This window comes from Pseudomonas trutticola BRTCR10 (assembly GCF_056155105.1).
In genome coordinates this window covers 2,137,647-2,158,445 of record NZ_CM149552.1, presented here as the reverse complement: position 1 = coordinate 2,158,445, position 20,799 = coordinate 2,137,647, and the positions used below count along the sequence as shown (strand labels likewise).

The 20,799-nt window shown below is 56.8% G+C and carries 18 protein-coding genes and 1 other RNA gene; 10 read left to right on the top strand and 9 right to left on the bottom strand.

Features of this window, described 5'->3' with window-relative positions; genetic code table 11:
- Positions 1-6: 6 nt before the first annotated feature.
- The 5 genes from ACVVH8_RS09680 to hemN all read left to right on the top strand — a co-directional run bounded on the left by ACVVH8_RS09680 (position 7) and on the right by hemN (position 5,572).
- Entirely contained in the window at positions 7-546 is a 540-nt protein-coding gene (locus ACVVH8_RS09680; RefSeq protein WP_475229707.1) for a FixH family protein, read from the top strand.
- Between the two features lie 135 nt (positions 547-681).
- On the top strand, positions 682-3,132 hold the full coding sequence (locus ACVVH8_RS09675) for a heavy metal translocating P-type ATPase (RefSeq protein WP_475229704.1): 2,451 nt from the start codon (positions 682-684) through the stop codon (positions 3,130-3,132).
- Positions 3,133-3,154: 22 nt separating this feature from the next.
- Positions 3,155-3,367, top strand: coding sequence for a cbb3-type cytochrome oxidase assembly protein CcoS (gene ccoS / locus ACVVH8_RS09670; RefSeq protein WP_016984738.1), 213 nt, complete (start codon positions 3,155-3,157; stop codon positions 3,365-3,367).
- A complete protein-coding gene (locus ACVVH8_RS09665; protein WP_475229702.1) occupies positions 3,360-4,043 on the top strand; it encodes a sulfite exporter TauE/SafE family protein in 684 nt (227 codons plus the stop codon). Before ccoS ends, ACVVH8_RS09665 begins: the two co-directional genes overlap by 8 nt.
- Positions 4,044-4,189: 146 nt before the next feature.
- Complete coding sequence (gene hemN, locus ACVVH8_RS09660; RefSeq protein WP_103303906.1) at positions 4,190-5,572, top strand: oxygen-independent coproporphyrinogen III oxidase; 1,383 nt, start codon at positions 4,190-4,192, stop codon at positions 5,570-5,572.
- On the opposite strand, the gene ACVVH8_RS09655 is transcribed toward hemN, so the two are convergent.
- Positions 5,569-6,051 carry a hypothetical protein gene (locus ACVVH8_RS09655; RefSeq protein WP_213028084.1) on the bottom strand — a complete coding sequence of 161 codons (483 nt, stop codon included), beginning with the start codon at positions 6,049-6,051 and terminating at the stop codon, positions 5,569-5,571. The two genes, hemN and ACVVH8_RS09655, sit on opposite strands and share 4 nt — an antisense overlap.
- A gap of 155 nt (positions 6,052-6,206) precedes the next feature.
- Between ACVVH8_RS09655 and fnr the strand changes: the two genes are divergently transcribed.
- Together fnr and ACVVH8_RS09645 are read left to right on the top strand one after the other, a co-directional pair.
- Complete coding sequence (gene fnr, locus ACVVH8_RS09650; protein ID WP_103303904.1) at positions 6,207-6,941, top strand: fumarate/nitrate reduction transcriptional regulator Fnr; 735 nt, start codon at positions 6,207-6,209, stop codon at positions 6,939-6,941.
- Positions 6,942-7,019: 78 nt separating this feature from the next.
- Complete coding sequence (locus ACVVH8_RS09645) at positions 7,020-7,568, top strand: adenine phosphoribosyltransferase (protein WP_027921719.1); 549 nt, start codon at positions 7,020-7,022, stop codon at positions 7,566-7,568.
- A gap of 133 nt (positions 7,569-7,701) precedes the next feature.
- Here the strand turns inward: ACVVH8_RS09645 and ACVVH8_RS09640 are convergent, their stop codons facing one another.
- The 5 genes from ACVVH8_RS09640 to dnaX all read right to left on the bottom strand — a co-directional run bounded on the left by ACVVH8_RS09640 (position 7,702) and on the right by dnaX (position 13,674).
- Positions 7,702-8,850: an acyl-CoA dehydrogenase family protein gene (locus ACVVH8_RS09640; protein WP_475229699.1), complete on the bottom strand. Its 1,149-nt coding sequence runs from the start codon at positions 8,848-8,850 to the stop codon at positions 7,702-7,704.
- Between the two features lie 359 nt (positions 8,851-9,209).
- Positions 9,210-9,812, bottom strand: coding sequence for a recombination mediator RecR (gene recR / locus ACVVH8_RS09635; protein ID WP_103303900.1), 603 nt, complete (start codon positions 9,810-9,812; stop codon positions 9,210-9,212).
- 66 nt (positions 9,813-9,878) lie between these two features.
- Positions 9,879-10,913, bottom strand: a complete 1,035-nt coding sequence (locus tag ACVVH8_RS09630; protein ID WP_475229696.1) for an NADP-dependent oxidoreductase — start codon at positions 10,911-10,913, stop codon at positions 9,879-9,881.
- Positions 10,914-11,168: 255 nt separating this feature from the next.
- A complete protein-coding gene (locus tag ACVVH8_RS09625; protein ID WP_003223337.1) occupies positions 11,169-11,507 on the bottom strand; it encodes a YbaB/EbfC family nucleoid-associated protein in 339 nt (112 codons plus the stop codon).
- Positions 11,508-11,574: 67 nt separating this feature from the next.
- Entirely contained in the window at positions 11,575-13,674 is a 2,100-nt protein-coding gene (gene dnaX / locus ACVVH8_RS09620; protein ID WP_475229694.1) for a DNA polymerase III subunit gamma/tau, read from the bottom strand.
- 145 nt (positions 13,675-13,819) lie between these two features.
- On the opposite strand from dnaX, the gene ACVVH8_RS09615 reads away from it, so the two are divergent.
- Positions 13,820-14,569 carry a substrate-binding periplasmic protein gene (locus ACVVH8_RS09615; RefSeq protein WP_475229691.1) on the top strand — a complete coding sequence of 250 codons (750 nt, stop codon included), beginning with the start codon at positions 13,820-13,822 and terminating at the stop codon, positions 14,567-14,569.
- Positions 14,570-14,864: 295 nt separating this feature from the next.
- Here ACVVH8_RS09615 and ACVVH8_RS09610 read toward each other — a convergent pair whose 3' ends face one another.
- Positions 14,865-15,509 carry a hypothetical protein gene (locus ACVVH8_RS09610; RefSeq protein ID WP_475229688.1) on the bottom strand — a complete coding sequence of 215 codons (645 nt, stop codon included), beginning with the start codon at positions 15,507-15,509 and terminating at the stop codon, positions 14,865-14,867.
- 623 nt (positions 15,510-16,132) lie between these two features.
- On the opposite strand from ACVVH8_RS09610, the gene ACVVH8_RS09605 reads away from it, so the two are divergent.
- Together ACVVH8_RS09605 and ACVVH8_RS09600 are read left to right on the top strand one after the other, a co-directional pair.
- A complete protein-coding gene (locus tag ACVVH8_RS09605) occupies positions 16,133-16,861 on the top strand; it encodes a hypothetical protein (protein WP_475229686.1) in 729 nt (242 codons plus the stop codon).
- Entirely contained in the window at positions 16,858-19,149 is a 2,292-nt protein-coding gene (locus ACVVH8_RS09600) for a DEAD/DEAH box helicase (protein ID WP_475229684.1), read from the top strand. The genes ACVVH8_RS09605 and ACVVH8_RS09600 overlap by 4 nt, the downstream gene beginning before the upstream one ends.
- Before the next feature lie 167 nt (positions 19,150-19,316).
- Here ACVVH8_RS09600 and ffs read toward each other — a convergent pair.
- An RNA gene (ffs, locus tag ACVVH8_RS09595) (signal recognition particle sRNA small type) lies at positions 19,317-19,413 on the bottom strand.
- A 146-nt stretch (positions 19,414-19,559) separates the two neighbouring features.
- Positions 19,560-20,723 carry a zinc-binding metallopeptidase family protein gene (locus ACVVH8_RS09590; RefSeq protein WP_475229681.1) on the bottom strand — a complete coding sequence of 388 codons (1,164 nt, stop codon included), beginning with the start codon at positions 20,721-20,723 and terminating at the stop codon, positions 19,560-19,562.
- Positions 20,724-20,799 lie beyond the last annotated feature (76 nt).

The window sequence follows — 20,799 nt, the reverse complement described above, 5'->3', positions numbered from 1 at the left end:
CTGAACATGCCCGCCGCAAACGCCGCAAGTCCCTGGTACAAGCACCTCTGGCCGTGGATCATCATCGGGATTCTGGCCTGTTCGGTGACCTTGACCCTGTCCATGGTGACCATCGCGGTGAACAACCCGGACAACCTGGTCAACGACAACTATTACGAGGCCGGCAAAGGCATCAATCGCTCGCTGGATCGCGAGTTGCTCGCGCAGAACCTGAAAATGCGCGCTGCGGTGCATCTGGATGACGTGACCGGTGAAGTCGACCTGCGTTTGAGCGGTGACAGCCAACCGGGCAGGCTGGAGCTGAATCTGATCTCGCCGACCCAGCCGGAGAAGGATCGCAAGGTCGTTATGGTCCGCAGCAAAACAGAAACCGGGCGCTACATCGGCCAACTCAACGACAAGATCGAAGGCCGCCGCTTTGTCGAGCTGTTGGGGTCTCAGGATGACCACGTCTGGCGCATGTTCGAAGAAGAGCTGGTCAGCCATGACAAGGAGTTGCTGCTCGGTGATGAGCCGCTGCAAGGCGCCGAAGACCTCAAAAAATAAGCCTGACTCTGATCGTTCCCACGCTCGGCGTGGGAACGCAGCCAAGGACGCTCCGCGTCCCAGCCGAAGCGGACGCGGAGCGTCCGGGGAGGCATCCCCACGCCGAGCGTGGGAACGATCATCGGAACACGATCCATGACCAGTCCAACCCCCTGCTACCACTGCGCCCTGCCCGTCCCGACCGGCAGCCGCTTCACCGCTGTCGTTCTCGGGGAGCCCCGTGAATTCTGCTGCCCCGGTTGTCAGGCTGTGGCCGAGGCCATCGTCGCCGGAGGCCTGGAAAGCTATTACCAGCATCGCAGTGAAGCCTCGGCCAACCCCGAAGCGTTGCCGGTGCAATTGGTTGACGAACTGGCGCTGTACGACCGCGCCGATGTGCAAAAACCTTTCGTCCGTCATGACGGCGAACTCGCCGAAACCACCCTGCTGATGGAAGGCATCAGTTGCGCCGCCTGCGGCTGGCTGATCGAGAAACATCTGCGCACGCTGCCAGCGGTGGCCGAGGCGCGATTGAACCTGTCCAATCATCGTCTGCACGTGCGCTGGGCCGATGGGCAATTGCCGTTGAGCCAGATGCTCGCGGAATTGCGTCACATCGGTTACGCCGCGCACCCCTATCAAGCCGACCGCGCCAGCGAACAACTGGCCAGCGAAAACCGCCTGGCCCTGCGCCAGCTCGGGGTGGCCGGGCTGCTGTGGTTCCAGGCAATGATGGCGACGATGGCGACCTGGCCGGAATTCAACATCGACCTCAGCCCCGAGCTGCACACGATCCTGCGTTGGGTCGCATTGTTTCTGACCACGCCGATCGTGTTCTACAGCTGCGCACCTTTTTTTAAAGGGGCGATGCGCGATTTGCGCACGCGGCACCTGACCATGGACGTCTCGGTATCGCTGGCCATCGGCAGCGCTTACATCGCCGGGATCTGGACGTCGATCACCGGCGTCGGTGAGTTGTATTTCGATGCGGTCGGCATGTTCGCGCTGTTTCTGCTCGCCGGACGCTATCTGGAGCGCCGCGCCCGCGAGCGCACCGCCGCTGCCACCGCGCAATTGGTGAATCTGTTGCCGGCCTCATGCCTGCGTCTGGATGCAGCCGGCCAGAGCGAACGCATCCTGCTCAGCGAACTGCGCCTGGGCGACCACATTCTGGTGCAACCGGGCTCGATCCTGCCGGCGGACGGCAAGATCCTCGACGGCCAATCGAGCATCGACGAATCGTTGCTGACCGGCGAATACCTGCCGCAGCCACGCATGCCGGGTGAAGCGGTGACGGCGGGCACGCTCAATGTCGAAGGCGCGCTGACCGTTGAAGTGCAGGCGCTCGGACAAGACACGCGCCTGTCGGCCATCGTCCGTTTGCTCGATCGCGCCCAGGCAGAAAAACCGCGCCTGGCGGAAATCGCCGATCGCGCCGCGCAATGGTTTCTGCTGTTGTCACTGATCGCCGCAGCCGCCATCGGCCTGTTGTGGTGGGAGCTGGATTCGTCACGCGCCTTCTGGATTGTCCTCGCCATGCTCGTCGCCACTTGCCCTTGCGCCTTGTCACTGGCAACGCCGACCGCGCTTACGGCCGCCACCGGCACCCTGCACAAACTCGGTCTGTTGCTGACTCGCGGTCATGTGCTGGAAGGGTTGAATCAGATTGATACGGTGATCTTCGACAAAACCGGCACCCTCACCGAAGGTCGCTTGGTACTGCGCTCGATCCGTCCGCTGGGGGCGCAGGACAGCGATCAATGCCTGAGCCTCGCCGCTGCACTGGAAAACCGTTCCGAACACCCGATCGCCCGTGCTTTCGGCCGCGCACCGCTGGCAGCGGAAGAAGTCCACAGCATCCCGGGCCTGGGCCTTGAAGGTCTGGTCGGCGAGCAGCGTTTGCGCATTGGTCAGGCGGAATTTGTCTGCGCCCTCAGTGGCTCACCTTTGCCAGTGATGCCGGATGAACCGGGCCAATGGCTGCTGCTCGGTGACAGCTCCGGGCCGCTGGCGTGGTTCGTTCTTGATGACCGCTTGCGCGACGATGCCCCCGCCCTGCTCGCGGCATGCAAGGCCCGTGGTTGGCGTACTTTGCTGCTGTCCGGTGACAGCTCGCCGATGGTCGCCAGTGTCGCCGCCGAACTGGGTATCGACGAGGCCCATGGCGGCCTGCGCCCGGACGACAAACTGCAAGTGCTGCAACAGTTGCACAAGGAAGGTCGCAAAGTGTTGATGCTCGGCGATGGCGTCAACGATGTGCCGGTGCTGGCGGCCGCCGATATCAGTGTGGCCATGGGCTCGGCCACGGATCTGGCGAAAACCAGTGCCGATGCCGTGCTGCTGTCCAACCGTCTCGACGCCTTGGTGCAGGCGTTCACCTTGGCGCGGCGCACTCGCCGGGTAATCATCGAGAACCTGCTGTGGGCCGCGCTGTACAATGGCCTCATGTTGCCGTTCGCCGCCCTCGGCTGGATCACCCCGGTGTGGGCCGCCGTCGGCATGTCGATCAGTTCGTTGACCGTGGTGCTCAACGCCCTGCGCCTGACTCGCCTGCCGAGCACGCCAGCCGTTCGCACCTCGTCAGAAACCCGCCCGCTGCCGGCCTGAGCCGCGCGGGCATGGAGTACAGATGCCAGCTCTCTACGTGATGATTCCGGCCGCGCTGCTGATTGTGGCCATCGCCGTGTACATCTTCTTCTGGGCGGTGGACAGCGGCCAGTACGACGATCTCGACGGCCCGGCCCACAGCATCCTGTTCGACGATCAGGACCCGAACCACACCGCGGCCGTCGACGAAGCCAACCCGAACAAACCGGACGACAAGGCGCCACCTCATGCTTGAACTGGCGCGGCTGCTGGTCTCGGCGCTGATCCTCGGCCTGCTCGGTGGCGGCCATTGCCTAGGGATGTGCGGCGGCTTGATGGGCGCGCTGACATTGGCGATTCCCAAGGAACAACGCAGTCGGCGCTTTCGTTTGCTGCTGGCGTACAACTTGGGGCGGATCCTCAGTTATGCCACCGCAGGATTGCTGATCGGCCTTGCTGGCTGGGCGGTGGCGAACAGCCCCGCCGCACTGTTCATGCGCGTGCTGGCCGGGCTGCTGTTGATTGCCATGGGTTTGTATCTCGCCGGTTGGTGGAGCGGCCTGACCCGCATCGAAAGCCTCGGCCGCGGTTTGTGGCGCTACATCCAACCGGTGGCCAACCGCTTGCTGCCGGTGTCGAGTTTGCCACGCGCGTTACTGCTTGGCGCACTGTGGGGCTGGCTGCCGTGCGGACTGGTTTACAGCACGTTGCTGTGGTCGGCGAGCCAGGGCAATGCGCTGGACAGCGCGTTGTTGATGCTGGCGTTCGGGCTGGGTACCTGGCCGGTGCTGCTGGCTACCGGTCTGGCCGCTGAGCGGGTCACGGCGCTGTTGCGCAAGCGTAGCGTGCGTATGGCTGGTGGGTTGTTGGTGATTCTGTTCGGCATCTGGACCCTGCCCGGCCCGCATCAGCATTGGTTGATGGGGCACTGATATGAACCCAAGAAATTGAGCCAGTGATATCCCCTCACCACAAAAACCAGGCAAAGCCTTCAACCACCGTTGATGCAAATCAACAGCCCCATCGCCGCACCCCGATAGACTCGCCACACTGCCAGCCTATCCGGGGGAATGCCCGCATGCTCGACGCCATTCGTTGGGACACTGATCTGATCCGCCGCTACGACCTGGCGGGGCCGCGCTACACCTCTTATCCGACGGCCGTGCAATTCAACAGTCAGGTCGGCACCTTCGACCTGTTCCATGCCCTGCGCGACAGCCGCAAGGCCTTGCGGCCGTTGTCGCTGTACGTCCACGTGCCGTTCTGCGCGAACATTTGCTACTACTGCGCCTGCAATAAAGTCATCACCAAGGATCGCGGCCGCGCATTGCCGTACCTGCAACGCCTGGAGCAGGAAATCCAGCTGATCGCCTGTCACCTCGACCCGGCGCAAAAAGTCGAACAACTGCACTTTGGCGGCGGCACGCCGACCTTCCTCAGCCACGACGAACTGCGCCAGTTGATGGCGCACCTGCGCAAACATTTCAATCTGCTGGATGACGATTCCGGCGATTACGGCATCGAGATCGACCCTCGCGAAGCCGACTGGTCAACCATGGGCCTGCTGCGCGAACTGGGTTTCAACCGGGTCAGTATCGGCCTGCAAGACCTTGATCCGGCGGTGCAAAGGGCGGTCAATCGCCTGCAAAGCCTGGAAGAAACCCGCGCCGTGATCGACGCAGCGCGCACCCTGCAGTTTCGCTCGATCAACATCGACCTGATCTACGGCTTGCCCAAGCAGACCCCGGACAACTTTGCCCGCACCGTCGAGGAAGTCATCAGCCTGCAACCGGATCGGCTCTCGGTGTTCAACTACGCGCACCTGCCGGAACGCTTCATGCCGCAGCGACGGATCAATGGCAACGAATTGCCAAGTCCGACGCAGAAACTGGACATGCTCCAGCGCACCATCGAGCAACTGACCACCGCCGGTTACCGCTACATCGGTATGGACCACTTTGCCCTGCCCGACGATGAGCTGGCGATTGCCCAGGAAGAACAAACCCTGCAACGCAACTTCCAGGGCTACACCACACACGGCCATTGCGATCTGATTGGTCTGGGGGTGTCGGCGATCAGCCAGATCGGTGACCTGTATTGCCAGAACAGCAGCGATCTCAACGAATACCAGACCACCCTCGCGTCCGCGCAACTGGCAACCAGTCGTGGCCTGGTGTGCAATGCCGATGACCGGCTGCGTCGCGCGGTGATCCAGCAACTGATCTGCAATTTCAACCTGGACTTCGCCGCGATCGAGCAAGCGTTCAACATCGATTTCCAGGGTTACTTCGGCGCGCTGTGGCCGCAACTGCAAGGCATGGCCAAGGATGGCCTGATCACGCTGGACAGCGAGCGGATCGAAGTATTGCCGGCGGGACGTTTGCTGGTGCGTTCGGTGTGCATGGTGTTCGACGCTTACCTCGAACAGCAGAACCGCCAGCGGTTCTCGCGGGTGATTTAGTTTTTCATCAGCAACGAACCGACTTTCATGTTTTGCTCGGACGTCAGGCCCGACTGGCCGACCACTTTCGACAAAGCCAGATTGGCGGTAATCAAACCGGTGTTCAACGCGGCAATGGCGCCACGCAGGCTGGCAACCTTGATGATTTTTTCTTCGTTGGAAAGGCGCTTGTCGGCCATGATCTTTTCGATCTGCGCCTTTTTCTCGGCAATCTCTTTTTGCAGCTTGCGGATCATCTTCAGCAATTGCTGGATGTCCTCGGGCAAACCGCTTTCTTCGATGTCCCTATTGTCGCCACCCGCCCCCGCCGATTTCTCGATGGAGGCTCCGGAGAGCGACACTTTGACGCCTTCGACCAAGGTCGGGGTTGCGTCTGTCGTCGAGTCGGCATTTCGGTCCTTGTCGGACGCGTTTTTAAACGCTTCCGACGTTGCCTCAACGCCGCTGCTACCGGGGCCCAGCGTACCAATGGCAGCCATCGAAGCGGTTCCTTGAATAGGGTGTGATGACAGTTTATCGGCCAGTTGCCCTGCGGCTTTACGCCCGTGGGACAAACTCGCCACACGCTGGCCTGAATGTCCTCCCGTGGGTTACCCTTACGGCTTATGTGTGTTTTCCCACAAGGATTAAAGAAATGTCCGAGCCAGTTAAACTGCGCGCTCACAACCAGGCCCATTGCAAGGATTGCAGCCTGGCCCCTCTCTGCCTGCCACTTTCTTTGAATCTGGAAGACATGGATGCGCTGGACGAAATCGTTAAACGCGGCCGCCCGTTGAAAAAAGGCGAGTTCCTGTTCCGTCAGGGCGACACGTTCGATTCCGTTTATGCAGTACGCTCCGGCGCCCTGAAGACCTTCAGCCTGAGCGACACTGGCGAGGAGCAACTCACGGGCTTCCACCTGCCGAGCGAACTGGTCGGCCTGTCCGGCATGGACACCGAGAAACATCCGGTTTCCGCCCAGGCGCTGGAAACCACCTCGGTCTGCGAAATTCCTTTCGAACGCCTCGACGAACTGGCCCTGCAACTGCCGCAGTTGCGCCGCCAGTTGATGCGCGTGATGAGCCGGGAAATCCGCGACGACCAGCAGATGATGCTGTTGTTGTCGAAGAAAACCGCCGACGAACGCATCGCAACATTCCTCGTCAACCTGTCGGCGCGCTTCCGCGCTCGCGGTTTCTCGGCCAATCAGTTCCGCCTGAGCATGTCGCGCAATGAAATCGGCAACTACCTTGGCCTGGCGGTGGAAACCGTGTCCCGTGTATTCACCCGTTTCCAGCAGAACGAACTGATCGCCGCAGAAGGCAAAGAGATCCACATCCTCGACCCGATCCAGCTCTGCGCCCTGGCGGGTGGCTCGCTCGACGGCTGATCTCGACCCGCGGCCGAGCGCATCGTTTCAGCCGCGGGTATACTGCGCCGTTTGCAGCCCTGCCAGGACAACTCGACGATGGTCTTCGACTCCTTCGACATCAAATCCCTGATCCGCCCCGTGATCGACTTCCCGAAACCGGGCGTGATCTTTCGCGACATCACCCCACTGTTTCAGTCGCCGACGGCTCTGCGCCTGGTGATGGACAGTTTCGCCCACCGTTACGTCGAAGCCGACTTCACCCACATCGGTGCGATGGATGCCCGTGGTTTCCTGATCGGTTCGGTGCTGGCCTATCAGTTGAACAAGCCGCTGGTGCTGTTCCGCAAGCAAGGCAAACTGCCGGCGGACGTGTTGGCCGAAGGTTACGCAACCGAATACGGCGAAGCCTTCCTGGAAGTGCACGCCGACAGCCTGTGCGAAGGCGATTCAGTGGTGATGTTCGATGATTTGATCGCCACTGGCGGGACGCTGATTGCAGCGGCCAACCTGATTCGCCGCATGGGCGCGCGCGTGCATGAGGCGGCGGCGATTATCGATTTGCCGGAGCTGGGTGGCTCGCAGCGTCTGGAAGATATGGGCATCCCTACCTTCTGCCTGACGCAGTTTGCCCTGACTGACAAGTAAGCGGCGCTCCCACTGACGCCATCGCTGGCAAGCCAGCTCCCACAGGTTTTTTGGTGTACACAACCTTTGTGAACGATCTGAATCACTGTGGGAGCTGGCTTGCCAGCGATGAAGCCAGCCGCAACACCGAAGATCAAAGCCCCATCTGCTTGCTGATGATCTCGTTCATCACCTCTCGCGTCCCGCCGCCAATCGACAGAATGCGGTTATCCCGATACAGCCGCTCCACCAGACTCTCGCGCATATACCCCAGCCCACCCAAAATCTGCACGGCTTCGGTAGTGATTCGGTCCGAGGTGTCCGTGGCAAAATTCTTGGCCATGGAGATCTCCTTGATCACACTCTGCCCCGCCGCCATTTTCGCCGCTTGCCGATAAGTGAATTCCCGCGACACCTCCAGAGCCGTGGCCATCTCGGCCAAACGATGCTTGATCACCTGAAACTTGCCGATCGGTTTGCCAAAGGCCTCGCGTTCCCGCGCCCACTTCAGACTCTCTTCCAGCGCCAACTGCGCGGTCATGTTGGCCATCAGCGCCAGCGCCAGCCGTTCACTCTGAAAGTTGCCCATGATGCAGGCGAAGCCCATGTTCTCGGCGCCGATCAGATTGCCCACAGGCACGCGGCAATCGTCGAAGAACAACTCGGCGGTGTCTGACGCCCACCAGCCCATTTTTTTCAACTGACGGCCGACGGTGAAGCCCGGCGTTCCCTTCTCGATCAATAGAAGACTGATGCCGGCGAAACCCGGCGCTCCGGTGCGCACCGCGACGGTGTAGTAATCGGCGCGCACACCACTGGTGATAAAGGTTTTGCTACCGCTGACGCGGTAGAAATCGCCGTCACGCACGGCGCGGGTCTGCAGATTAGCGACGTCGGAGCCGCCACCGGGCTCGGTGACCGCCAGGGCGCTGATCTTTTCGCCGCTGAGCACTTGGGGCACGACGCGGTCACGGACGTCGGGGCGGGCCCATTTGACGATCGGTGGCAGACCGATATCCAGCGAACCAAGCCCCGCTACCAGTCCGCCAGAGCCGCAGCGCATCAGCTCTTCACTGGCGGCGACCTTGGCGAACAGGTCGCCTTCATGACTGCCGCCGAGCGCTTCCGGGTAACCGATACCAAGGATGCCGGCGGCGCCGGCCTTCAGGTACAGCTCACGGGGGAAGCTCTCGGCTTCTTCCCACTTATCGATATCCGGCAGGATCTCGCGCTCGACGAAACGTCTGACGCTGTCGCGGACCATTTGGTGGCTGGGGTCGAAGTATTCCTGAAAGGCAGGCATGGGCGAGCTCCACGGAAGGGTTCGCCGAACTTAACCGAGCGCTTGCTTGGTTTTCAACAGTATTGTGTGATTTGGAGAGACCGAGGTGCGTTCATCGCTGGCAAGCCAGCTCCCACAGGGTTCGGAGTTGTCGACAAATTTTGCGACCAACACAAATCACTGTGGGAGGGTTCGCCGACGCTAACCGAGCGCTTGCTTGGTTTTCAACAGTATTGTGTGATTTGGAGAGACCGAGGTGCGTTCATCGCTGGCAAGCCAGCTCCCACAGGGTTCGGAGTTGTCGAAAAATTTTGCGACCAACACAAATCACTGTGGGAGCTGGCTTGCCAGCGATGGGGTCAGAACAAGCAATAAAGAACTCAGAGGGCGATCGGTTTGCGGCCGGCAAACGAATGCGCCAGCGTGCCGCCATCCACCAGCTCCAGCTCACCCCCCAACGGCACCCCGTGGGCAATCCGCGAAGCGATCAGGCCTTTGTTGTTGAGCAGTTGGGCGATGTAATGCGCCGTCGCCTCACCTTCCACCGTCGGGTTGGTGGCCAGGATAACCTCGGTAAACGTCCCCGCCTCTTCAATCCGCGCCATCAACTGCGGAATGCCGATCGCCTCAGGTCCGAGCCCATCCAGCGGCGACAAGTGCCCCTTGAGTACAAAGTAGCGCCCACGGAAACCGGTCTGCTCGACCGCATACACATCCATCGGCCCTTCGACCACGCACAGCAGGGTGTCGTCGCGGCGAGTATCGGCGCACTGCGGGCACAGATCGTCTTCGGTCAGCGTGCGGCACTGGCGGCAGTGACCGACCCCTTCCATGGCCTGATTCAAGGATTGAGCCAGACGCAGACCGCCGCTACGGTCGCGCTCGAGCAACTGCAACGCCATGCGCTGGGCGGTTTTCTGACCCACACCCGGCAGAATTCGCAGGGAGTCGATCAGTTGGCGAATCAAAGGGCTGAAGCTCATGGGTAAAAATTCCGACAAAACAACGAGACGCGGTTTATACCCGCGCCTCTGGCCAGCGTCAAATACTCAGTCCTGGGCGACCTTCACCACCAGTTTGCCGAAGTTGCGCCCTTCCAGCAGACCGATAAACGCCTCGGGTGCCTGTTCCAGGCCCTCGATCACGTCCTCGCGGAATTTCACCTTGCCCTCGCGCACCCACGGCACCATGTGGCTGATGAATTCCGGCTGACGATCACCGTAGTCATCAAAGACGATGAAGCCCTGAATTCGCACGCGCTTGGTCAACAGCGTGCGTTGCAGCATCGGCAAGCGATCCGGGCCCGTGGGCGCCTCAGAGGCGTTGTAACCGGCGATCAGCCCGCACAACGGAATGCGCGCCTTCGGATTGAGCAGCGGCACGACCGCGTCGAACACATGACCACCGATATTCTCGTAGTAAATGTCGATGCCATTCGGGCAAGCCTTGGCCAGTTGTTCGGCGAAATCCGCCGCTTTGTGATCAATGCACGCATCGAAACCCAGCTCCTCGACCACGTATTTGCACTTCTCGGCACCGCCCGCCACACCCACAGCGCGCAGGCCTTTGATCTTCGCTACTTGCCCGACCACCGAGCCGACCGCGCCCGAAGCTGCCGCCACCACCAGGGTCTCGCCCTCTTTTGGCTGGCCGATGTCCATCAGGCCCATGTACGCGGTCATGCCCGGCATGCCCAGCACACCCAGGGCCATCGACGGGCTCGGCAGCCCTGACGGGATCGGAATGATATTGCGGCCGTCGCTGATGCTGTGGCTCTGCCAACCGGTGGCGCCGACCACCAGATCGCCTTCGTGGAATTTCGGATGACGCGATTGCTCGACCCGGCTGACAGCGCCACCGGTCATCACTTCGCCGATTTGTACCGGCGCGGCGTAGGACGGAGCGTCACTCATGCGTCCGCGCATGTAGGGGTCCAGCGACAGGTAGAGGGTTTTCAGCAGCACCTGCCCGTCTTCAAGATCCGGCAACGCTTCGCGCTCCAGACGGAAGTTTTCCGGGGTCGGTGCGCCCACCGGGCGCGAGGCCAGGACAAAGCGTTGGTTGAGCGTCAGAGGGTCGGACATGTCAGCGTCTCCTGTGAATGAGGAATTCGAAGGTATAGGGAGCAGACCTTTGTGGCGGTGGCGCGTTCCACTTGATCGTTCCCACGCTCCGCGTGGGAATGCCTCAACGGACGCTCTGCGTTCGGCTCTGGACTGGGGACGCGGAGCGTCCCGGGCTGCGTTCCCACGCAGAGCGTGGGAACGATCAACCAGAAACAAAAATGCCAGGCGCGATGCCTGGCATTTTGTGTAGCTCATCTGCCGCGCAATGGCGAATCAGAAAGGCAGTTTCATACCCGCTGGCAGGTTCATGCCGGCGGTCATGCTGCCCATTTTTTCCTGGCTGTTGGCTTCGATCTTGCGCACGGCGTCGTTGACGGCAGCAGCAACCACGGCTTCCAGCATCTCTTTGTCGTCTTCGCTCAGACCTTCGACCAGGCTTGGGTCGATGCTCACGCTCTTGACGTCGTGACGACCGGTCATTACCACGGTGACCATATCGCCGCCGGCCTTACCGGTGACTTCGGCGTTGGCCAGTTCTTCCTGCATCTTGGCCATTTTTTCCTGCATCTGCTGCGCCTGCTTCATCAGGCCGGCCATGCCACCTTTCATCATGGGAATCACCTCAAAAGTACTTGGATCAAAACAGCGCCCGGCGAGTTGGGCCGGACGCCCTCAGTTATTAGCCTTGGGCGACCAAGGCATCGACAGGTTCAATAGTATCGTGTCGCACCACCGCGCCGAACTGCTGGACCATCTGCTGGATGAACGGATCGCCGTGGATCGACTCTTCCGCCTCGCGCTGACGGTTGGCACGACGCCGGGACGCAGCCTGAGCCGGGGTTTCCTGCTCGGGCTTGATCAGCTCGATGGTCAGGCTCAGCGTGCGGCCGTGGAACTGGTTCAACGCATCGTTGAGACGACGCTGTTGCGTAGCGTTGAACAGCGCGCTGTGCGCCGGATCGAGGTGCATCAGCCAATGGTCGCCATCGACCGCAATCAGCGTGCAGTTGGCGGCGATGCTGCCGGTCATGCCGGAAATCGGCAGTTTCGGGAACAGCTCCAGCCATTGCAAGGCCAGACCGGTGGCCGGTGCCGCAGCCGGTTCTGGCTCAGGCTCCGGTGCAGGCTCGGCGGCGTGTTCGCTGGCCAGTTCGTCGAGGTAGCTGTAAGCCGAATCCATGTCCGGCTCGATGTAATCCTCGTCCAGCGGCGGCTCGTCGTCCATGTCCATGCCCGGGGTGGCGGCATCGACGTCGGCGACCGACGGCTCCGGAATCGGCGCAGCGGCCCACTCCGGTGCGTCCGGGACCACGCTGTCCGGGGTCGGCAGCGGCATCGGCGGCAACTCGGGCTGCTCGGCGGCGGTTTCCAGCACGGGCTCGACGGCGGGTTGCTGCGCGGGCGCGGGCTCGGGCTCAGGCTCTACCGGATCGTTCCACGGCAGATCGACCACTGCTTCGACGGCAACTGGCTCCGGCTCGGGTTCCGGTGCTGGTTGCGGCTCAGCTGCGACCACAGGCTCGGCAACCGGTACCGGCGCATCCACCAGAGTTGGTGCTGGTGTTGGTGTCGGTGCAACAGCCGCTGCGACTACCGGCGCAGGTTTGGGCGCGGCAGCCACGGAGTTTGCGGAATCAACTGTGGCCTGGCTGATCCCCACTGGCTTTAGCGGCTGCCTCGGGGCGTCCGCCGTATCCGCCGGCCGGAAGGCCAGCATTCGCAGCAGGACCATTTCGAAACCACCGCGTGGATCCGGTGCCAGCGGCAAATCGCGGCGACCGATCAGGCCCATCTGGTAATAGAACTGCACGTCTTCGGCCGGCAACGCCTGCGCCAATGCCAACACCCGGTCACGGTCGCCGTGACCATTGTCGACACCTTCCGGCAGCGCCTGAGCGATGGCCACGCGGTGCAGCACATTGAGAATTTCCGAGAGCACGCCATTCCAGTCCGGGCCTTGCTCGGCCAGGTGGCGCACGGCTTCGAGCAACGCCTTGGCATCGCCTTCGATTAACGCATGCAGCACGTCGTAAACCTGACCGTGATCCAGCGTACCGAGCATCGCCCGCACGTCGGTGGCCAGTACCTTGCCTTCACCGAACGCGATCGCCTGATCTGTCAGGCTCATGGCGTCACGCATCGAACCGTCAGCGGCGCGACCGAGCAGCCACAGTGCATCGTCTTCGAACGGCACGTTTTCGGCCGTCAGTACGTGGGTCAGATGCTCGACCACACGTTCCGGCGTCATGTTCTTCAGCGAGAACTGCAGGCAACGCGACAAAATCGTTGCCGGAAGTTTCTGCGGGTCGGTGGTCGCCAGGATGAACTTGACGTACGGCGGCGGCTCTTCAAGGGTTTTCAGCAGCGCATTGAAGGAATGGCTGGAAAGCATGTGCACTTCGTCGATCAGGTAGACCTTGAAGCGCCCACGGCTTGGCGCGTACTGCACGTTGTCGAGCAGTTCGCGGGTGTCTTCGACCTTGGTGCGGCTGGCGGCGTCGATCTCGATCAGGTCGACGAAACGCCCCTCATCGATTTCACGGCACACCGAACATTCGCCACACGGGCTGGAAGTGATACCTGTTTCACAGTTCAGGCATTTGGCAATGATCCGCGCAATCGTGGTTTTACCCACCCCGCGCGTACCGGTGAACAGGTACGCGTGGTGCAGCCGCTGGCTGTCCAAGGCATTGATCAGAGCCTTGAGCACATGGGTCTGGCCGACCATTTCGCGGAACGAGCGCGGACGCCATTTACGTGCAAGAACCTGATAACTCATCGAAAACCGTCGCAACGAAGGAAGCTGAAGCGGCTAATGCTAGCGGAGCAAGGGCAAAATTGCATCCGGTGTGCTCGTCTAATATGGCTAAGCTGCATGAGCAGAGGCTTTTATCGGCCCGGGATGGAGAATTACCGGAGCGTTTATGCGGTGGGCCGCGGGGGCAATGCTGGGGATCAGCCTGAGCGTGACAGCAGCGGAACCACCGCTACGCTTCGTCGTGGCCGACAGCTGGGCGATGCCGATGGTGCAACTGGAACGCGGTCGCCCGACCCAAGGCATCCTGCACGACATCATGCTTAGCCTCGCCACTCAAGTGGGCGTGCCGGCAGAATTTCACGTCCTGCCCCGCGCCCGCGTGCAAGGTGCCATGGAGCGCGGCGAAGTCGACGTGCGCTGCTACGCCGCACAGTCATGGCTGCCGAACCAGTCCGGCGATTACATCTGGAGCATTCCGCTGTTGTTTCAGCGTGATTTGCTGATCGCTCGCCAGGATCAACCCGCCAGCGCCGATCCCTCCAGCCTGCCCCTCCAGTCGATCGGCACAGTGCTCGGCTACACCTACCCCACCCTGCAACCCCTCTTCGATGCCAATCAACTGCAACGTGAAGATGCGCGCAATCAGGAGCAGGTGCTGGATAAGCTGCTGGCCGGGCGCTATCACTACGCGGTGAGTAACCAATGGACGCTGGACTGGTTCAATCAGCGCCTGCCGCCCGGACAGCAACTGCAAGGTGTGGCGGTGCTGCAGGAGCAGAAAGTCGGTTGTTATGTGAGGAATGATCCGAAGGTGCCGGTGCAGCGGATTTTGCGCACGTTGCTGAGGATGAAAATGTCGGGGGAGATTGATGAGATTATCCGGTTGTATACCGGTACTAAAGTTGACGAGCGCTAAATTATATAAGAGCTACATACCTCTAAACAAAAGACACATATCAAACCACGCAGCCTATCAAAGTAAACCGCTCACATCACATACGTCGCCATTCGCCAGAAAGTTCGAATGAGCAAAACAAAAAAAACAGTAAACTATATTCAACAAACTCTGAGGCAAACTACAAAAACCCTCACTAAATTTAAAATGCCTGCCAACGGCAGGCACTTTTTGATGATAGCCCTCAAAGGCGCTCACTTACACACCACCAGCGCCCTTAGAGAGACACTCCCCACTGACAGTCTAATCGCAAAAGCTATTTTTTATCCGAAATAGCATTAATTGGCCTTATCTGAAATTTGCGACTATATAGTGGCGACTTAAAATACCTACCAACTGGAACAGCACTTTCGATCAGCTGATCCATTGCGACTTCTAATCCCTCGTCTTTAAAAGCAATAGACAACTCATTGGAGCCAACCCCCAGATCTGGATTAGAGGTTCTACATTGCACGAAAGGGTGCGCAATTTCTTCAAGATACTGGTAAAAAGCATCCTTAGATATTACGAGCCCAAATCTACGCCACGCGTACTTCTTCCCCCAATAATAGCCATCTTTAGCTTTATGAGATACACGCTCATCATTCTTGCCGCGATTCTCTTCAAGCTTGTCATTAGAGAATTGTTTTGCAGCGAGATAGCTGAGGACTTTATTGACTGTATCCGCGCGCCCCATTGCTGACAACTCAACGATATTCCTACCAGCTGAATCCGTACTAAACCCTATATTATAACGATCACCATCTACTAGCTCCGCCGCACTATTGTTCGTTTCAAACTGATAGATCGTGTCGGTAGTATTTGGTGTAAATTGATGTAAATACTTGCCATTCGGCAAAGGCACTACGTGATAACCTCTAACGATCAAATCGTGAATGGTGTATAAGGTTCTTGATTTCATTATCCCTTCCTTGTGATTTACCGAGCACAAAATGTAGTGGCTCATAGCCATAAACTCAAGTGATTTCCTGCGATTGAAATGAACCTCTCTGGATCGCACGTAAATTCAGCTCAAAAACCACGATCCAAATACGCGCCACCTCAAAACCAATCTCGCTAACGAATCGAGACGTAACCAACGGTTACCTGAACTCGCTATGGCTAGCGAGTGGCAAAAAGTACCTACCCACTCCATCGCCGCGCTATCCAACTCAAAGGAAATGCCTTTCTGGGGCGCAAAAGTCGATGGGATCAGACTGATTTCGTATCCCGCCTCTTTACTAGGTCAACCATAGCAAGATAGCCTCAATCATGGCCGAGTGCCATGAATGGAATCACTGAGGACTACAGCATGGCTCGCTATATCACCCCGCTTCCCTCTCAACGCCTCCTGATTACAGAGCGTGACTGCAAGAATGTAATACCGAACACGCCCCGGTGTTCTGTTTTCTTCCCTCTAAAGAAAAAAATGCGGATCAAAACTTGCCTGAATATGCTTCCTCTTAGTACTCAATGGAAGCCTCAAAAAAAGTCCAGACCATTAACCTTTCCGCATCCAAACATGATAACTGCTGGGGAAATATAATGGCGAACATTCCAAAATACAGCATCAATATAGACGACCCCAACTGGGGCTGTACGCACACAGAAATCGCACATACCACCCCAAAGATAAAACTTTGCCACGTTAAAGTATCCGACATAAAGAAGATTGCGCTCGAGCTAACAAACTCCGTCTTAAATACGTCATGGATAATGAATTTAGATTCCGGGACACGTCGCTCCTATGAAAAAACTGCTGCAGAGACCGCAAGCCTATTAGTCGACATATTTAATAGAGTGTCAGCATCCAGCAAAATCGCTGGCGACTTTGGAGAATTATTAATTTCCATCGGCTCCGCCAGAGCACTACAGCTAATTTTCAATCATGCACAAACACCAATAGCTGAACTTTGGAAACCTCAAAAAAAACAAAATGAGGGGTTTGATTTCCACACCACCTGTCCAGGAGAATTTATAAATTTCGGGGAAGCAAAATACTCCACAAAAAAAAACCCACATGGAGAAGCACTTTCTCAGGCACACAAATTCGTAACAGAAGAAAAACACTTTAGGGATCGAGTACACCTGATCAACTTAGTAAATAAAAATGCAATAAAGAACTTAGACAACGATCAATTTGGGATTGTTGCAGCGTTCTCTTTAAACTCTTCTACCCCGCTGACAATTTTTGAAAACGCTCTTTCGAGCGCAGAAAAAATCCTATCCACAGCCAAGATTGAAACTATCTACTTGGTAGGTGTAAGCAAATGAACACAAGCAAAATTACAAAAATCAAACACAGTGAAAGCCCATTTTACGACCTAACAATTGTACTAGAAAAATTACATACAGACGGCCCGATAAGCTCCGACATCCTTGAAACATTAAGCTATTACAAAGAATTCCATACTGAAGTATTCGCAGAATTTGAAGAAAAGGTGATTTCCGCGCTAGGTTTATTCTATAAAATCAAGGAACCTGACAACGTATATTCTTTTCTGATTTCCGGATTTGGCAATCAACACAAAAAAGACTACGGCGAATACCTTACTCCTGTTCAGGCAAGTGTTAGGCGCGCTGTTGACGAAAACCAATTCGTTTCTATTTCTGCCCCCACTAGCGCCGGAAAATCATACTCCATTCGTGACTTCATCGCAGAACAATCTGGTGATGCTGTGGTAGTGGTTCCATCCAGAGCCCTCATAGCTGAATATATGAGCGCTATGAGACGCAAGTTCGGAGGAGACAAAAATGTAATGATTTCGGCTTTTGTGGACAGCGTTTTCACTAGCAGAAACTTAAAAAGAATTTTCATACTCACACCAGAACGTGCACGCGATTTATTTCTAACCACACTAAAGTTAAACATAAAAGTTTTCTTCTTTGATGAAGCACAGGTATCTGAAGAGAAAGCCAGAGGTATAGTATTTGATGTACTAGTAAGACGAATACAAAAATCCTTCCCAACCGCAAAACTTATATTTGCACACCCATTCGTGGAAAATCCTGGTGCACAGTTTAAAAAGCATGGCATAAATGACGAACATAGCTTTTCTAGGTCCTACACGCATGGAACAGTTGGAAAAATAAGCATTCAACGCCATAGCAACGGAAACTCTTACTACTTCAGCCCCTTTGAAGAAAAAGGTTACACATTAAAAAAATGTATTGAATTCCCTCAAAAATTTGAAAGCTTTGCCTTAAATGGAGAACATTCCATTCTTGTATATGTTTCGAAATCATCAATCTACAAGGGAGTATTTCTTAAAAACTTCCACTCCAACATTGACTTATTTCCATTCATAACAGACTCAAAGGCAAAAGAAATAATAACTACAATTGAGCATTTGCTCGGCGCAGATCAGAGCATTCACCGCTCGAAACTGGTTGCACTGCTTCACAAAGGCGTTGTAATCCATCACGGCTCCGTCCCATTGGAAGTACGCTTTTTAGTTGAAGACTTTATACGGAACGGCTTTGCAAAAATATGCTTTGCGACTAGTACGCTGGCTCAGGGCGTCAACATGCCATTTGACATTGTCTGGTTAGAAAGCATGCGCTTCATGGGTGACGATGGTAGCGACAGATCGTTAGCCTTTAAAAATCTTATAGGCAGGGCAGGCCGATTATCAGATGACAAGAAATTTGATTACGGATACATATTCACCGAAAGTGCAAAGTTATTCACCGAAAGAATCAATGATCACTATCATCTGAGTGAAGAGTCATTGATTGAGTCAAGCTCCGGCGATGAACCTTCTGACTCAGACGAACTCTTAGATTCTATTCGCTCAGGCACCTTTGATGACGAATTACATATACCTCAATCAAAGGTAGAACGTTTATCTAGCGAAGAGTCAATAGCCGCGTGCAGGCGCATTCTTGAAATAATTTATAAACGCGGTGGTACGATAAGAGATAACATTTCAGGAAAGCCGAATAAGGACACCAGATTAGAGGTATGCAAAAATTTTAAAACCCTATTCGAGTCATCTCTTAATCGTGGATTATTTGAAGGCGAGGAAGCCGTCTTCGACTCTGCAATTTCTATATTTCTACATTCTATACAGGGACGCTCATTCAGAGAAATCGTTGGCATCAGATACAATTATATTTCAAAACGTGAAGAAGGGAAAATGGGTGATGCCGCATTTACTCAACCTGCCAATAAGTTGCCTGACAGTACGTTAACGAGAAAATACCCTCTATTCAAATCTATTAAAGCAAAGGATGTCAGCTACGACGCAGTCATTTTCGACACCTACGACTATGTAGATCAAGTAATATCTTTCTCATTATCAGATACTTTTTCTGCTGCATTTAAAATTTACAAAAATCTCACACAAGACTCTCGAGCCGAGAAAATGATCGAACTATTACGGTTCGGCACAAATAATGCGTACCATATGCTGTTAATGCGGTACGGATTTCCACCAGAAGATGTTGCCGAGATAACACCCTATATTTTATCTATTAGCGAAGAAAATATTGTTTTTAGAAAAAAAATCGAGGATGCACCTCTTTACATCAGAAAATTAGCAGACTGGTACCGTCCTTAACCATTTTTGGGCGCGTCGAGAGCAATAGAACCTTCAGCTATTACAGGCTATCGGCGCCCTAATATTACGTTGTTCCCACCCTAGCAAATCGCAGGCAAAAAAAAACCGCAGTGGGCGAAACCCATGCAGTTCTGTTTGAAGCGTTCGATTGTTCGTTAAGGTGGTAACCCCACCAGCCACACCCCGGCACACAATGTTCCCGCTGTGGCTGCTGCCTTCCGGCTCTGACCAGGTTCACGGGTAATCGTTGCGGGGGGACCGATGGGGTCACCATAACGACGCTTGCCTGTCGGCGAGCCGCGCCATTGTACCTATCTGAGGTGAAGTTACAACCGTTGGTTGCAGATAAAAATATGAACAGCTTCAAGGACATGCGCCATGCCCGAAAAGATCGCAACCTGCGTCAGCGTTTACAGGGCAAGAACCTCGTCTGCCCGGCCGCCCGCCTGCTGGATCACCAGATGAATGAAGTGCAGTTTGGCAATCGCCGGCGCCGGCAGCACGAACGGGTAAAAATCCGGCTGGCCCATGCTGCGTGACAGTTCATTGAGCATGCCGGCCAGTTCGATCCACGCGTTGACGAACGAGAGAAACGCCTCGCCGCCGGGATGCTCGGGATCGTAGAGCGTGCTTGTGGGAAACGGCTGGTAGTCGAAATCCATTTCCCGCGCGCTCATGCCAAAGCCCAGCGCCGTGTCCACGGCGTCCATCATGTGCAGGTAATGCGCCCAGGTTTCTGCCCAGTCTTCCCACGGGTGCATGGTTGCGTAGGCACTGACGTACTGCTGCGGCCAGTCCAGTGGGGCGCCCTGCTGGTAGTGTCGATCCAGCGACTCGGCATAACTGGTGCGTTCATCGCCGAACAGGTTGCGGAATGAATCGAGCCACGGGCCGTTGGCGATCAGGCGATCCCAGTAGTAGTGGCCGACCTCATGGCGGAAATGCCCGAGCAGCGTGCGATACGGTTCGTGCATCTGCGCCCTCACCCGCTCGCGGTGGGCGTCGTCAGCTTCTTTGATATCGAGGGTGATCAGGCCGTTGGCATGGCCGGTCATCGGCGCGTTGCCTTCGAGGTCGACGCCGATAAAGTCAAAGGCCAGCCCGGTTTGCTCGTCCACGGTTTTCGGGGTGACCTGCAAGCCGAGGGTGATCAGTTGCGCGATCAGTCGCCGCTTGGCAATTTCGACCTTGCGCCAGCGCACGGGGTTTTCCGGGTCGGACAGATCGGGGATGGTCCGGTTGAGGCTGCAGGCGATGCACAGGCTGTCGTGATCGTTGGCCGGCAGCAGCCAGTTGCACGCGGCAGGCGTGTCTAAGTTGGCGCAACGACGGAACAGCCCGGCGTCGGGATCGGCGTCGAGGGTCCAGGTGCCATCCTGCGGCCCGGGTTGCAGCGAGGTCAGGCGACTTTCTTCGGGTTGATAGCCGAGCAAGGCATTGCACGCCAGGCACTGGCTATTGCGAAAGAACAGCGACTGGCCGCAGCGGCACGGCCAGACTTTGCTGTTGCGTGAAGACTCGCCCATGAACGGCGCGACGATGCGAGAACTGAGCTGCTCGAAAAAGCGGTACATGGCGATCTCTCCCTGGGGCTTGCCAAGACTAGATCATCCTCGTGACAACATCGTTCCCGCGTTTTGCTGATCGTTC

Coding starts and splice junctions, on each gene's coding strand:
- ACVVH8_RS09590 (WP_475229681.1), bottom strand. CDS start 20,723: ATGTACCGCTTTTTCGAGCAGCTCAGTTCTCGCATCGTCGCGCCGTTC.
- ACVVH8_RS09610 (WP_475229688.1), bottom strand. CDS start 15,509: ATGAAATCAAGAACCTTATACACCATTCACGATTTGATCGTTAGAGGT.
- ACVVH8_RS09680 (WP_475229707.1), top strand. CDS start 7: ATGCCCGCCGCAAACGCCGCAAGTCCCTGGTACAAGCACCTCTGGCCG.
- recR (WP_103303900.1), bottom strand. CDS start 9,812: ATGAGCTTCAGCCCTTTGATTCGCCAACTGATCGACTCCCTGCGAATT.
- ACVVH8_RS09675 (WP_475229704.1), top strand. CDS start 682: ATGACCAGTCCAACCCCCTGCTACCACTGCGCCCTGCCCGTCCCGACC.
- ACVVH8_RS09665 (WP_475229702.1), top strand. CDS start 3,360: ATGCTTGAACTGGCGCGGCTGCTGGTCTCGGCGCTGATCCTCGGCCTG.
- ACVVH8_RS09615 (WP_475229691.1), top strand. CDS start 13,820: ATGCGGTGGGCCGCGGGGGCAATGCTGGGGATCAGCCTGAGCGTGACA.
- ACVVH8_RS09655 (WP_213028084.1), bottom strand. CDS start 6,051: ATGGCTGCCATTGGTACGCTGGGCCCCGGTAGCAGCGGCGTTGAGGCA.
- ACVVH8_RS09625 (WP_003223337.1), bottom strand. CDS start 11,507: ATGATGAAAGGTGGCATGGCCGGCCTGATGAAGCAGGCGCAGCAGATG.
- ACVVH8_RS09645 (WP_027921719.1), top strand. CDS start 7,020: ATGGTCTTCGACTCCTTCGACATCAAATCCCTGATCCGCCCCGTGATC.
- ACVVH8_RS09600 (WP_475229684.1), top strand. CDS start 16,858: ATGAACACAAGCAAAATTACAAAAATCAAACACAGTGAAAGCCCATTT.
- ccoS (WP_016984738.1), top strand. CDS start 3,155: ATGCCAGCTCTCTACGTGATGATTCCGGCCGCGCTGCTGATTGTGGCC.
- ACVVH8_RS09630 (WP_475229696.1), bottom strand. CDS start 10,913: ATGTCCGACCCTCTGACGCTCAACCAACGCTTTGTCCTGGCCTCGCGC.
- ACVVH8_RS09605 (WP_475229686.1), top strand. CDS start 16,133: ATGGCGAACATTCCAAAATACAGCATCAATATAGACGACCCCAACTGG.
- ACVVH8_RS09640 (WP_475229699.1), bottom strand. CDS start 8,850: ATGCCTGCCTTTCAGGAATACTTCGACCCCAGCCACCAAATGGTCCGC.
- fnr (WP_103303904.1), top strand. CDS start 6,207: ATGTCCGAGCCAGTTAAACTGCGCGCTCACAACCAGGCCCATTGCAAG.
- hemN (WP_103303906.1), top strand. CDS start 4,190: ATGCTCGACGCCATTCGTTGGGACACTGATCTGATCCGCCGCTACGAC.
- dnaX (WP_475229694.1), bottom strand. CDS start 13,674: ATGAGTTATCAGGTTCTTGCACGTAAATGGCGTCCGCGCTCGTTCCGC.